We start from the raw sequence: 11,923 nt of genomic DNA on the forward strand, positions 1-11,923 counted from the left end.
GAAGCTATGAGTTCATCGTGTATAGAAGAAGTCAGCGTTCCGGACGATAACTGGTCCCGGATCGTCAGTGAACTGTTGGGACGTGCGGGCATTACGATTAATGGCTCATCCCCCTCCGATCCCCAGATTAAACATCCCGATTTTTTCAAACGCGTGTTACAGGAGGGATCGTTAGGGCTGGGTGAAAGCTATATGGACGGCTGGTGGGAGTGTGAGCGGCTGGATATGTTCTTCTCCAGCGTTTTACGCGCCGGTCTTGAAAATCAGCTCCCTCGTCATTTCAAAGATACGTTACGTATCGCTTCCGCCCGCCTGTTCAATCTGCAAAGTAAAAAGCGCGCGTGGATCGTCGGTAAAGAGCATTATGACCTGGGCAACGATCTGTTCAGCCGTATGCTCGACCCGTTAATGCAGTACTCCTGCGGATACTGGAAAAAAGCGACAACCCTGGAAGAGGCGCAGCAGGATAAGCTACAGCTGATTTGCGATAAGTTGCAGTTGCAGCCCGGCATGCGCGTGCTGGACATCGGCTGTGGTTGGGGCGGCCTTGCCTGGTTTATGGCGAAACATTACGGTGTCAGCGTAGTCGGCGTCACGATTTCAGCTGAACAGCAGAAGATGGCACAGGAACGGTGTCTGGGTCTGGATGTCGATATTCGGCTTCAGGATTACCGCGACCTGAATGAGCAGTTCGATCGGATTGTTTCCGTGGGTATGTTCGAGCACGTGGGGCCAAAGAACTACAAGACTTATTTCGACGTCGCCGACCATAACCTGAAGCCTGACGGAATTTTCCTGCTACACACCATCGGCTCTAAACGCACCGATAACAATGTGGATCCCTGGATCAACAAATATATCTTCCCGAATGGTTGTTTACCCTCTGTTCGCCAGATAGCGAACGCCAGCGAACCGCATTTTATTGTGGAAGACTGGCATAACTTCGGCGCAGATTACGACACCACGCTGATGGCCTGGCATGAACGTTTCCAGGCTGCATGGCCTGAAATCGCCGACAACTATTCGGAACGATTCAAACGGATGTTTAGCTATTATCTGAATGCCTGCGCGGGTGCGTTCCGCGCGCGGGATATACAGCTGTGGCAGGTGGTGTTTAGTCGTGGGATTGAGCACGGCCTGCGCGTGGCCCGCTGAAAAATAACCCCGGGTAACCGGGGTTATTTTTTATTCTTCTTCCACGGCCTTTATTATCGCCGCCTCTTTCGCCGCCAGCACGCGCTCAACGGTATCCACGACCGCCTGGGTCTGCGGATCAATTTCGATATTTACGCGCTGCCCCAGTTTCTTTGCGCCAAGCGTAGTACGTTGCAGCGTTTCAGGAATTAAATGCACGCAAAAACGCGTCGGCGTCACTTCACCGACGGTCAGACTAATCCCATCGATGCCAATAAATCCTTTATAAAGGATGTATTTCATTAATGACGGATCCTGCACCTTAAACCAGATTTGACGGTTATTTTCCGAGGTCACGATTTTCGCCACTTCTGCGGTGGTCATAATATGGCCCGACATCAGATGCCCGCCAATCTCATCGCTGAATTTCGCCGCGCGTTCAACGTTGACGGTATCCCCCACCACCAGCTCACCCAGGTTAGTGATGCGCAGCGTCTCTTTCATTAAATCAAAGCTTATCTGGTTACCGTTAATTTCGGTCACCGTCAGGCAGCAGCCGTTATGCGCTATCGACGCCCCGGTTTCAATGCCGTCGAGCATATATTCAGGCAGCTCAACTACGTGAGTGCGGAAATTCGGTTTTTCATCAATGGACACCACTTTGGCAGTGCCCTGCACAATACCAGTAAACATGCTTACAGCTCCTGTTCATTCCGAACGGCGATGACACCGTATAATCCCACCACAATAACAGTTGAAAAAACAGGTTGCCAGTGATGCGCAATTTCTGGCGATTTTTTCACTAGATAATTAGTTTAACCCCGCTACAATAGCTGGCATCCCTCTGTTTTTTCTTCTTGCTGCCAGTAACGGCGGCCTTTTTAGTCTCTCAAATAACTACAATACAAAGGTGTTCACGTGCAGAAGTATATGATCGAAGCGCGTCAGTTATTGGCACTGGCCATACCGGTGATCGTCGCGCAGGTAGCCCAAACCGCAATGGGATTTGTGGATACGGTAATGGCCGGTGGTTACAGCGCCACCGATATGGCCGCCGTGGCGATCGGAACCTCAATCTGGCTCCCGGCCATTCTGTTTGGTCACGGCCTGCTGCTGGCGCTGACGCCCGTTATCGCGCAGCTTAACGGCTCCGGTCGACGCGACCGCGTAGCCCATCAGGTGCGCCAGGGCTTCTGGCTGGCCGGGTGTGTCTCCGTCCTGATTATGATCGTCCTGTGGAACGCCGGGTATATTATTCGCGCCATGCATAATATCGACCCGGCGCTGGCAGATAAAGCAGTCGGTTATCTGCGCGCCCTGCTCTGGGGCGCGCCCGGTTATCTCTTCTTCCAGGTGGCTCGTAACCAGTGTGAAGGGCTGGCAAAAACCAAGCCGGGCATGGTGATGGGCTTTATCGGCTTGCTGTTGAACATTCCCGTGAACTACATCTTCATCTACGGTCATTTTGGCATGCCGGAACTCGGCGGCGTGGGTTGTGGCGTGGCGACGGCTGCGGTGTACTGGGTGATGTTCGGCTGTATGCTCACCTACGTTAAACATGCGCGATCCATGCGCGACATTCGTAACGACACCGCCTTTAGCACGCCTGACTGGTCGATGATGAGCCGCCTTACCCAACTGGGTCTGCCCATTGCGCTGGCGCTGTTCTTTGAAGTGACGCTGTTTGCCGTTGTCGCCCTGCTGGTCTCGCCGTTAGGGATTATTGACGTGGCAGGCCACCAGATCGCCCTGAACTTCAGCTCTTTGATGTTCGTCCTGCCGATGTCCCTTGCTGCTGCGGTGACGATTCGCGTGGGGTTCCGTCTGGGGCAAGGCTCGACGCTGGATGCGCAAACGGCAGCCCGCACCGGGCTGGGCGTCGGCGTCTGCATGGCAGTCTGTACCGCGCTCTTTACCGTGCTGTTGCGTGAGCAAATTGCCCTGCTCTATAACGACAACCCGGAAGTAGTGACCCTGGCCTCGCATTTGATGCTGCTTGCGGCCATTTACCAGATCTCTGACTCCATCCAGGTAATTGGCAGCGGCGTGCTGCGTGGGTATAAAGATACGCGTTCCATCTTCTTTATCACCTTTATCGCTTACTGGGTTCTGGGCCTGCCGAGTGGGTATATTCTGGCGCTCACGGATCTGGTGGTGGATCGCATGGGGCCAGCCGGATTCTGGATGGGCTTTATCATCGGCTTAACGTCTGCAGCCATTATGATGATGCTGCGCATGCGCTTCCTGCAACGTCAGTCGTCTGCGGTAATTTTGCAACGCGCTGCGCGTTAATGACCCTGTAGCCGCCGGCTGGCGGCTATTTTCTCTTCACTTTGCGCGGTAATGAAGCAATCGCGTGAAATCAGAGAGAAAAATGCATTTTCCCTCTTGCCACCTTGGGGCTGTGCCGCTAATATTCGTCCCCGTTGTCACCGACAACACAATGCGTTCATAGCTCAGTTGGTTAGAGCACCACCTTGACATGGTGGGGGTCGTTGGTTCGAGTCCAATTGAACGCACCATTCTGCGTCCGTAGCTCAGTTGGTTAGAGCACCACCTTGACATGGTGGGGGTCGGTGGTTCGAGTCCACTCGGACGCACCATTTCAGTCCTGAAATGGTGCAAAAATCCTCTTCTGAACGTCTTAATTTTTCCCTTTATTGAATGACTTAACCTTTCTCCTGCTACGCTTATTCTATGGTTCAGAAACGCAGGAACGCTTTCGATGAAAAAAATCGCCATTATCGGCTCAGGCCCAACAGGGATTTACACCTTCTACTCACTTCTTACCAACGCAGCGCCCCTTTCGATCACCGTGTTTGAGAAAGCAGATCAGCCCGGCGTCGGTATGCCTTACAGCGATGAAGATAACTCCCGACTGATGCTGGCGAATATCGCCAGTATCGAAATCCCGCCCATTTTTATCACCTATCTCGACTGGCTTAAACAGCAAAATGCAGCCCATCTTGCCCGCTATAGCGTCGACAAAGACAAACTGCACGACCGGCAGTTTTTGCCCCGTATTCTGCTGGGTGAATATTTCCACGACCGTTTTCTCGCCGTCGTTGCCGAGGCGAAAAAGGCTGGGTTTCATATCGAGGTTCACCCCAACGCAGAAGTCACTGATATTAAGGCTGATGCAGACGGTGTGGTCCTATCAGTGAACGATGCCCCTTTCTCAAGGCGGTTTGATCTTGCAGTGGTCGCCACCGGTCACGTCTGGCCTGATGAAGATGAATCCACCCGCGACTATTTCCCAAGCCCATGGTCGGGGCTGATGGACGCGGATATCCGAGCCTGTGAGGTGGGGATTATGGGTACCTCCCTCAGCGGACTGGACGCTGCTATGGCGGTAGTAATGCAGCATGGTCGGTTTAGCGGGGAGCAGTTCGTTGTCAATAAAGGTAGTGAGGGGCTAAACATCACGCTGATGTCCCGCTCGGGCGTTCTTCCGGAGGCCGACTTTTACTGCCCTATCCCTTATGAACCGCTGTCGGTGTTAACGGAGTCTGTGGCAGAAAGCGAAATTGCCAAAGGCCCTGACGGGCTGCTTGACCGCATCTTTGCGCTGATGGTGAAAGAGCTTGAGCTGGCCGATCCGCGCTGGTGCCAGGCGATAGCGATCGGCACGCTGAATGCTGACACGCTTCGTGATGTCTGGTTTGAGGATCGTAAAAAGCATGGTCCTTTCACCTGGGCCGAAGCGAATCTGAAAGAAGTGGAGCGCAATAAGTGCGAGAAACGCACCGTTGCCTGGCGCTATACCGTGCTTCGTCTGCATGAAGTAGTTCAGGCCATTGTCCCTTCACTCAATGAACGTGACAGAGAACGGTTTAAATCCGGGCTGGAGCGTGTGTTTATTGATAACTATGCCGCCATTCCACCGCAGTCTATCCGCCGGTTACTGGCACTGCGCGAGGCAGGGAACATTAGCGTAGTCGCACTCGGTGATGATTACGACCTGGATATCGGCAGCGATCAGACCGTCATCACCACGAAAGAAAAGCGTTATCGCTTCGACGTCTTTATCGATGCCCGCGGGCAGAAACCGCTCAGAAATAAGGATATTCCCTTCCCGACGCTGCGCAAACAGCTTGAGGAAACGGGGGATGAAATACCGGACGTGGGGGAAGACTACACGTTGCTGTCACCTGCGTCTCTGCGCGGACGTATCGCTTTTGGGGCGATCCCCTGGCTGATGCACGATCATCCGTTTGTTCAGGGTTTGTCTGAGTGCGCTGAAATTGGTAAAGCGATGGCGAAAGCGGCGGGGAATCCTGCGTCGGGCGTGCGACGAAAATTACCTTTCATGGAGTTTTAACAGGGCTTCCCTGCCCTGCGGTGTCGGATTACTCGAAGAAGACTTCCGGGTTTTCCGACAACGACACGAAGGATTTAGTGTTCTTGTCCAGGGCAAGGATTTTGCCGCTTTCAATATCATACACCCAGCCGTGCAGGCGAATGGCGTTGTTGCGCAGGCCTACCGCCACCGACGGATGGGTCTTGATGTTGCTCAGCTGAGCAAAGACGTTCTCCTGCACCATCGCATTCACTTTATCGATTGGCTGATCCCAGGTTTTCTTCTCAACCACCGCTTTTGCCGCATCAGAATAGCGCAGCCAGTGGGAAACGGCTGGCATCGGCTCCAGATCGGCGTTGTCAGCAATCGCCTTCATCGCGCCGCAGTTGGAGTGGCCGCAAATAACAATATCGGTCACGCCAAGGGCCACTACCGCGTATTCGATGGTTGCAGAGACACCGCCAGGCTCCGGCCCGAACGGTGGCACAATGTTGCCCGCGTTTCGAATGACAAAGAGCTGTCCTGGCTCCTGCTGCGTGACCAGTTCCGGAACCAGACGGCTGTCGGAGCAGGAGATAAACAGCGCTTTGGGATTCTGACTGGACGCTAAACTACGAAAAAGCTCTTTACGTTGCGGGAAAATCTCTTTTTGAAAGCTGAGAAAACCTTCAATGATATGTTGCATAGCCATTTCTCTTTTATCTGTTTTAGTTTAGGTATGATCGCGATCACACTCGTAAAATTTAACCACCGTGCCTTAGCGGAGACAAGCAATATATTTCTGGCCCGACCGCTGCACAATCTCATCTGCGTTCGCCGGGATGTTTTGCCCTTCAAAGGCCCCGTACAGTCGCTGGTACGTTTTCCCGGTCAGTCGACCGATCACCGCCTCAACTGTGCGGGCAGGCAGCGGCAGCATATTCGGATAACTCCACATAAACGACACGGCGTCCTTACCAGGCGTAACCTGCAAAATATCACCGGCCAGCAGCACGCCGTCGCCTGACTGCCAGTGCAGCACCGTGCCGCCTGCAAAATGCCCGCCCAGACGCAGCAGCGTCACCGACGGCATAATCTCCAGGGCGTCCTCCTCCCAGAAGCGTATCGCCGGACTGTCACGCATCACCCACTGCCGATCGCTGGCGTGCAGATAGATCGGCGCGTTAAACGCGGCGGCCCACTCCTGCATGGTGGTGTAGTAATGCGGGTGCGAAATCGCGATCGCGCTGATGCCCCCGAGCGCGTCAACTAACGCTCTGGTCGCCAGGTCAAGATTGGCGATGCAGTCCCACAGAACATTGCCCTGCGGCGTACTCAGCAGAAGCGCCCGCTGGTTGATGGCAAAAGCGGGAACGGTTTTGATGCTGAACAGCTGCGGCTCCAGCTGTTGCCATTTGTTGGTGTGCGTGGTCGTAAGGCTGTCGAAGTCCGTCCATGCCTGGCCCGTCACCGGGACATACTGGCGCTCATCGTCGCAAATCGGGCAGTTTTTGGGCTGTTCATCGTAAGCGGTACCGCAGGTTTTACAGAGTGTAATCATCGGCTTTCCTCAGCAATAAAGCACTGAGTATGGCAGGGATTATCCATATGTGCTGAGGGGTGCCTGGCCCGCTTTTTTTGACTTATACTGTGCCAGTATCAAAAACTGAATAACGCAGGTGGCACATGGAAATTGATCTCGATAACTTAGTCTTTAACGGGCTGGATGAAGCAGAAGAGCGCAACGCGGAACGTCTCGACGATGCGGATAAAAAAGCCCAGGCGATTGTCGCCGATGACGACTGCGGCGATGCCTGCAAGATCTGAATACAGAGCACCGGCCATGCCGGTGCTTTTTTTATGAATTACTGTCCGGCCCCGTTAATGGCCGCCTGGGCACAGGCTTCATCAAGATGACCGCCCGGCGCACCGCCGATGCCAATCGCCCCAATCACCTCATCGCCCTCTTTTACCGGTAAACCACCCGCCAGCAGCAGGAAGCCGGGAACATCACGCATATTCTGCGCGCCCGCGTTAGTCTGTGCAGCTTCCATTACCTTGCCTGACGCGTTTTTCGTACTCAGCGCGGTATATGCCTTCATTTCGCTGGCTTTTACCGTATGTGGACCAGCGTTATCCGTGCGCTGCACCGCCTTAACAACCCCTGCGCGGTCAACCACGGTCACCGTAACCTGATAGTTCTTTGCCATACAGGCCTTAACAGCAGACGTTGCCAGCGCGTTAGCCTGTGCCAGAGAGAGGCTTTTCTGATTCAGCGCATCCGCCCGTGCAGCCAGGCTTACGCTACCTGCAACCAGTGCCGCCACCATCAATACTTTTTTCATTGCACTTCCTCGAGTGTTGGGAGACAACCCGAGATTACTGAAGCGCGCGTTTACACGTAATTCGGTTGATTACGCACTCCACCTGGTAGTTATACGGATTGCAATTTGTCATAATCCCGGCTCGCCTGAACCAGGCTGCTGACGCCAAGCTTGGCAAACGCCGCCGCGCGGTGCGCTTCCACGGTCCTCGGGGAGAGGTTAAGACGCGCAGCCGCCTCTTTATTGCTGCATCCTTCCATCAGCACGGTCAACACCTCGTGCTCCCGCGCGGTTAGCTGTTCGAATCGCGCTTTAATCCGCGAGATATCCTGCCAGGCGGCAGATCGCCGCAGGCTCTCTTCGAAAGCCATGCCAACCGTTTCGATAAGCCTGTCGGCATCCAGGGGTTTGGTGAAGAACTCAAACACGCCGTTGCGAAACGCGCGACGGCAGGCGTCGACCGTTCCGTGCCCGGTCATGATAACGACTGGCAGCAGCGGCCAGGGCCATTCACCCTCCTCCAGCCAGGCAAGCCCGCTCTTGCCCGGCATGCGCATATCCAGAAGCAGACAGCCGACAAGCGCCGTTTCGCCGCCGTGCGCCAGCGTAAAGGCATCGACGCTCTCGAATGCCTTAACCTGCCAGCCCATTCCGGAGAGTAAAAACGTCAATGATTCCCTGATGGACTCATCGTCATCAATGAGCCAGACCACCTTATCCATGCTTTGTCTCCTTACCTTCTGCGAGCTGCAACCGGATCTGCGCCCCACCCTGCGGGGCGTTGCCCAGGGCAATCGAGCCGGTCATGCGGGTTATTAGCGTTTCGGTTAACGTCATCCCCAGCCCCGTTCCGCCGGGGCGTCCACTAAAGAAGGGCATAAAAGCGTTTTGCAGGGCCTCCGGGCTAAATCCCGGTCCGCCGTCAGTAAGCGTGACCAGACTGCCCTTCTCGTTTTTCTGGCTGTCGATTCGCACCCAGCCGTGCGTGCTCTCCTGCTGAGCCTGAATCGCATTGCTGAGCAGGTTGTGCAGTATCTGCTCCAGCCAGAGCCTGTCTGCCAGCACGGTCGTGGCGTCCGCTGCAAACGCGTGGATGACCGCGATACGGTTCGATTTGCGCTCGTGCTCCAGCAGGCTCTCAACCTGCTGCCAGCACTGCACCAGATCGGTTTCGCGCAGAGTCACCTTCTCCTGTACCACATGCTCGCGAAAGCGCGTCAGCAGGGCGCTGATGCGTTGCGTTTGCAGCAGCGCGGCCGCAAGCGCCTGCGGCACGGCCTGCGGATTAGCATCGAGCTGTCGCTGCGCCCCCTGGATCCAGGTTTGCACGGCGGTAAGAGGCTGGTTAATTTCATGGACAATGCCCGCGGTGATCTCCCCCAGCGTGTTAAGCCTGGCATGCTGATAATAGCGGGCGCGCTGCTCGGCCTGCTGCCGCTGTTTGCGCTGCCAGAGCACGCTTCCCACGCCCGCAATCGCTACCCCCCACGTCAGAAAGAGCAGCAGGTAAGGCAGCAGGGAAACGCTGAACCAGTCAGGCTCTGCCTCGGCTGTAAGAACGAAGGGCTGGGTATGCTGCGGGAAAGCGCGCTGCCAGCGCCAGAAAGCGCCGGAGGATGGCGGACCATCGCCGTTCGTGACGTTAAGATGCAGCTGCGCAAAGCTATGGCGCGCGGGAATCAGCGCGCTTAGGTCGACCAGCACGCGTATCTGCCGCCAGGGATTGTATAACCAGTACTGCACCCCGCGAAACGGCTCCACACGCGGGGCGTCCAGCGCACGCCCCGCGGTTTTTTCCAGGGCCAGGACAGAAGGAAACTTTTTGCGTAACGCGGTAATATCTTCATCGCCGCTCAGAAGCGGAAGCACCGATTCGTTTTGCGTCAGCACCGCGCCGATCGCCGAATAGCGTGCCGTAAACTCGCGATCGCGCTCCCAGTACTGGCGACGTATCTGTTCCGCATAAAGCAGCATACCGCTTATCAGGCAGACCGCCACCCATGCAGCGATGCTGCGCTTTATCATCTTATTTAAGCTCATAGCGTTAACGGGCGCAGTCATTCAGGCTGTCGACATTACCAGTTAACGCTGTTGAGAACAAAAAAACGCGGGCGTTATCAGATCTCCGGCGTTTTGCTAAACCCGGTCAGCATCAGGATCAGGCTTTGTTGAGATGACCCCGTCTCAAACTGATAGTGGTTTCCCTGACGATCGCCGCCGATATACCACGAAATTTCGGTTTTCCCTTCTGCCAGCGCCTTGCGCACCGCTTTATCCACGTCCACCATCCGGTATTCGCGGGAGTGGTTCAGGTAAAGCACCGCATCCGAGCGATAGTTGCAGGACGGCCGTGAATGCCAGCTCACAGTGGCCGGATCCCAGTCGTTGCTCGCCGGATAGAAGAAGATTTGATCCGCGCCGTTGGTTTCCACTTTCCCGCCATAAATTCTCACGCGGTATTTAAACTGGGCAGGATCCTGTCCGGCAGGCAGCGGAGGGATGTTGAACTTCACCAGCGACAATGTTTCGCTGTTTTTCGTGCGTCCACCGTTCTTCCAGTTATCCTGCACCAGTAAGACCTGGGGATCGGGTTGTGAAAGTGCGGGTTCCATGCTGCTGAGCCAGACGTTGGCCTTCGCTTTTGAATAACCATACGGCACGGTGGTGCCGCAATCCATTCCGCGGTTCATGCACAGATCGGTCATAAAGCGCGCGGCATCTTCCGTCCAGCCGTTCATGAAGTCAGCATGCGCCGTATACAGGCTCCCCCATCGCTCTTCACGTTCACTGCCATGCATGGTGGGGTCGAGGGAAAGCTGGACTTTGCTGGTATCCAGAGAGCTAATTGTCGGAAGCACGTACGCAATATTCATGTTCACCGTCGGGATCTTCACCGGGAAGGCGGACGGACACTGTCCATTCGTATCGTAGGTGGCGTTAGCCAGGCCGTGGGCGGGCTTCAGGTTGACCCCGTCCCAGCAGTTCGGGAACTGAATGCCGATATTAAACTGCACGGCATCCTTCGCCTTGCGTAAGCCGCAGACTTCACCCGTTCTGGTGGTGTAGCCCTTGCCGTTGGCGCATAAAAAGGTGATATGTGGATTTGGCGCGGTGCCGTGATGATCGCCCGCCAGCAGCGACAGCCCCGCCGGGAACGGGTGCAGCGGCCAGGCGTCAACGTTCGATGCCTGATAATAGGTTTTTTGATAGGCGGGTTTGACCACCGTTCCGTCCGGTAATTTTAGCGACGGAGCCCAGTAGGCCGAGCTGTCTGCTTTGTTATCGCAGGTGGTCTTTTCCTGGGTACGCAGCGATTCACGGCTGGAGTAAGCATCCGTTTGCACGTTACCAAAAAAATCGTGCAGCATGGCCTCGTTGGGCATGCCGTACATCATAATGGCATCATCGCCGAGGGTATGGGAATAACTGCATACAACATGCGCCTGTGGACCAGCGTGTGCCGCCTGCATGGCAAGCAATAGCACGGTGGCAGAAAGCGCGGGGGTTAATACTGTCCGTTTCATTATCATCTCCATCTGAGAAAGGAGATAGTGGTAACAAAACGGCTATCGTTTACCGAGGATTAGCCAGGGCATTTTTCCCTTCATTCTCACTTTACACGCATCACGCACAGCTCATTCCAGTACATTTCGCGCGTCCGGCGAAGTTCAGCGTGACGTTTTAACATAGAACCACTCCGGGTCGATGTTGGCTACGTCCACGCCATAGAGGCTGGCGACAGGCAGTATTGACTCAAGAACACGTTGCGCGCTGTTCTCCGCATTCGCTGGTCGGGGCGCAAAAAACCGCCGTAACGTGCTTATCCATTTTTTCATCGTCATTACCCTTCTCGCTTAACCTGGACTCAGTTAAACACGCCTTCATCATGAAGAGGAAATAACAATAATGACTGTTGATATGCGGGATCTGAAAAACTCGCGAGACGCTTCGTCCTAACCGGCCAGCGCTTTAACCACCGTTTCCATCGCTTTGGTGGTCAACTCACTGCGCTTAACGCGCTGGTTCGCCAGCGCGGTACGCAGTACCCCGGCAATCACGATATGCTTGGGCTCCTGCCCTAAGTCACGCATCTCCAGAACGACCTTGCCTACCACCCGACACATCTCCTGGTACAGCGCTTCGTCTTTGGTCACATTGCCCATTGCCATCACTCCGTTGCCCTAAA

At 55.1% G+C, this 11,923-nt stretch carries 13 protein-coding genes and 2 tRNA genes; 6 read left to right on the forward strand and 9 right to left on the reverse strand.

The features are described 5' to 3' along the window. The first annotated feature begins 6 nt into the window (after positions 1 to 6). A complete protein-coding gene (cfa, locus tag SK51_RS17075) occupies positions 7 to 1,155 on the forward strand; it encodes a cyclopropane fatty acyl phospholipid synthase (protein WP_022647893.1) in 1,149 nt (382 codons plus the stop codon). A 30-nt stretch (positions 1,156 to 1,185) separates the two neighbouring features. Here cfa and SK51_RS17080 read toward each other — a convergent pair whose 3' ends face one another. Continuing rightward, on the reverse strand, positions 1,186 to 1,827 hold the full coding sequence (locus SK51_RS17080; RefSeq protein WP_022647892.1) for a riboflavin synthase: 642 nt from the start codon (positions 1,825 to 1,827) through the stop codon (positions 1,186 to 1,188). Positions 1,828 to 2,052: 225 nt separating this feature from the next. Between SK51_RS17080 and mdtK the strand changes: the two genes are divergently transcribed. The 4 genes from mdtK (at position 2,053) to SK51_RS17100 (ending at position 5,455) form a co-directional block, all read left to right on the forward strand. Then, a complete protein-coding gene (gene mdtK / locus SK51_RS17085; RefSeq protein WP_048206856.1) occupies positions 2,053 to 3,426 on the forward strand; it encodes an MdtK family multidrug efflux MATE transporter in 1,374 nt (457 codons plus the stop codon). A 153-nt stretch (positions 3,427 to 3,579) separates the two neighbouring features. After that, a tRNA-Val gene (locus SK51_RS17090) sits at positions 3,580 to 3,656 on the forward strand. A 4-nt stretch (positions 3,657 to 3,660) separates the two neighbouring features. Further along, a tRNA-Val gene (locus SK51_RS17095) sits at positions 3,661 to 3,737 on the forward strand. Positions 3,738 to 3,859: 122 nt separating this feature from the next. Beyond that, positions 3,860 to 5,455, forward strand: coding sequence for an FAD-NAD(P)-binding protein (locus tag SK51_RS17100; protein WP_023305999.1), 1,596 nt, complete (start codon positions 3,860 to 3,862; stop codon positions 5,453 to 5,455). A 28-nt stretch (positions 5,456 to 5,483) separates the two neighbouring features. Here SK51_RS17100 and SK51_RS17105 read toward each other — a convergent pair whose 3' ends face one another. Together SK51_RS17105 and SK51_RS17110 are read right to left on the reverse strand one after the other, a co-directional pair. After that, complete coding sequence (locus SK51_RS17105) at positions 5,484 to 6,119, reverse strand: carbonic anhydrase (protein ID WP_022647889.1); 636 nt, start codon at positions 6,117 to 6,119, stop codon at positions 5,484 to 5,486. Between the two features lie 72 nt (positions 6,120 to 6,191). After that, complete coding sequence (locus tag SK51_RS17110) at positions 6,192 to 6,974, reverse strand: MBL fold metallo-hydrolase (protein WP_023305998.1); 783 nt, start codon at positions 6,972 to 6,974, stop codon at positions 6,192 to 6,194. A 125-nt stretch (positions 6,975 to 7,099) separates the two neighbouring features. Between SK51_RS17110 and SK51_RS25340 the strand changes: the two genes are divergently transcribed. Beyond that, positions 7,100 to 7,240, forward strand: coding sequence for a hypothetical protein (locus tag SK51_RS25340; protein WP_003857665.1), 141 nt, complete (start codon positions 7,100 to 7,102; stop codon positions 7,238 to 7,240). A 38-nt stretch (positions 7,241 to 7,278) separates the two neighbouring features. Here SK51_RS25340 and SK51_RS17120 read toward each other — a convergent pair whose 3' ends face one another. The 6 genes from SK51_RS17120 to fumD form a co-directional block, all read right to left on the reverse strand. Next, a complete protein-coding gene (locus tag SK51_RS17120) occupies positions 7,279 to 7,758 on the reverse strand; it encodes a GlcG/HbpS family heme-binding protein (RefSeq protein ID WP_022647887.1) in 480 nt (159 codons plus the stop codon). Between the two features lie 89 nt (positions 7,759 to 7,847). Continuing rightward, a complete protein-coding gene (locus tag SK51_RS17125) occupies positions 7,848 to 8,459 on the reverse strand; it encodes a response regulator transcription factor (RefSeq protein WP_022647886.1) in 612 nt (203 codons plus the stop codon). After that, positions 8,452 to 9,762: a sensor histidine kinase gene (locus SK51_RS17130; protein WP_226876767.1), complete on the reverse strand. Its 1,311-nt coding sequence runs from the start codon at positions 9,760 to 9,762 to the stop codon at positions 8,452 to 8,454. Before SK51_RS17130 ends, SK51_RS17125 begins: the two co-directional genes overlap by 8 nt. A 92-nt stretch (positions 9,763 to 9,854) precedes the next feature. Beyond that, positions 9,855 to 11,261: a DUF1996 domain-containing protein gene (locus SK51_RS17135; RefSeq protein ID WP_032676311.1), complete on the reverse strand. Its 1,407-nt coding sequence runs from the start codon at positions 11,259 to 11,261 to the stop codon at positions 9,855 to 9,857. A gap of 144 nt (positions 11,262 to 11,405) precedes the next feature. Further along, entirely contained in the window at positions 11,406 to 11,573 is a 168-nt protein-coding gene (locus SK51_RS25460) for a hypothetical protein (RefSeq protein WP_022647883.1), read from the reverse strand. Positions 11,574 to 11,690: 117 nt separating this feature from the next. After that, positions 11,691 to 11,900, reverse strand: coding sequence for a fumarate hydratase FumD (gene fumD, locus SK51_RS17145; protein ID WP_003857676.1), 210 nt, complete (start codon positions 11,898 to 11,900; stop codon positions 11,691 to 11,693). Between the last annotated feature and the right edge of the window lie 23 nt (positions 11,901 to 11,923).

It is taken from the genome of Enterobacter sp. MGH85 (assembly GCF_001037655.1).
GTDB classification, from domain to species: domain Bacteria; phylum Pseudomonadota; class Gammaproteobacteria; order Enterobacterales; family Enterobacteriaceae; genus Enterobacter; species Enterobacter intestinihominis.

Coding starts and splice junctions, on each gene's coding strand:
- cfa (WP_022647893.1), top strand. CDS start 7: ATGAGTTCATCGTGTATAGAAGAAGTCAGCGTTCCGGACGATAACTGG.
- SK51_RS17080 (WP_022647892.1), bottom strand. CDS start 1,827: ATGTTTACTGGTATTGTGCAGGGCACTGCCAAAGTGGTGTCCATTGAT.
- SK51_RS17100 (WP_023305999.1), top strand. CDS start 3,860: ATGAAAAAAATCGCCATTATCGGCTCAGGCCCAACAGGGATTTACACC.
- SK51_RS17105 (WP_022647889.1), bottom strand. CDS start 6,119: ATGCAACATATCATTGAAGGTTTTCTCAGCTTTCAAAAAGAGATTTTC.
- SK51_RS17110 (WP_023305998.1), bottom strand. CDS start 6,974: ATGATTACACTCTGTAAAACCTGCGGTACCGCTTACGATGAACAGCCC.
- SK51_RS25340 (WP_003857665.1), top strand. CDS start 7,100: ATGGAAATTGATCTCGATAACTTAGTCTTTAACGGGCTGGATGAAGCA.
- SK51_RS17120 (WP_022647887.1), bottom strand. CDS start 7,758: ATGAAAAAAGTATTGATGGTGGCGGCACTGGTTGCAGGTAGCGTAAGC.
- SK51_RS17125 (WP_022647886.1), bottom strand. CDS start 8,459: ATGGATAAGGTGGTCTGGCTCATTGATGACGATGAGTCCATCAGGGAA.
- SK51_RS17130 (WP_226876767.1), bottom strand. CDS start 9,762: ATGATAAAGCGCAGCATCGCTGCATGGGTGGCGGTCTGCCTGATAAGC.
- SK51_RS17135 (WP_032676311.1), bottom strand. CDS start 11,261: ATGAAACGGACAGTATTAACCCCCGCGCTTTCTGCCACCGTGCTATTG.
- SK51_RS25460 (WP_022647883.1), bottom strand. CDS start 11,573: ATGAAAAAATGGATAAGCACGTTACGGCGGTTTTTTGCGCCCCGACCA.
- fumD (WP_003857676.1), bottom strand. CDS start 11,900: ATGGGCAATGTGACCAAAGACGAAGCGCTGTACCAGGAGATGTGTCGG.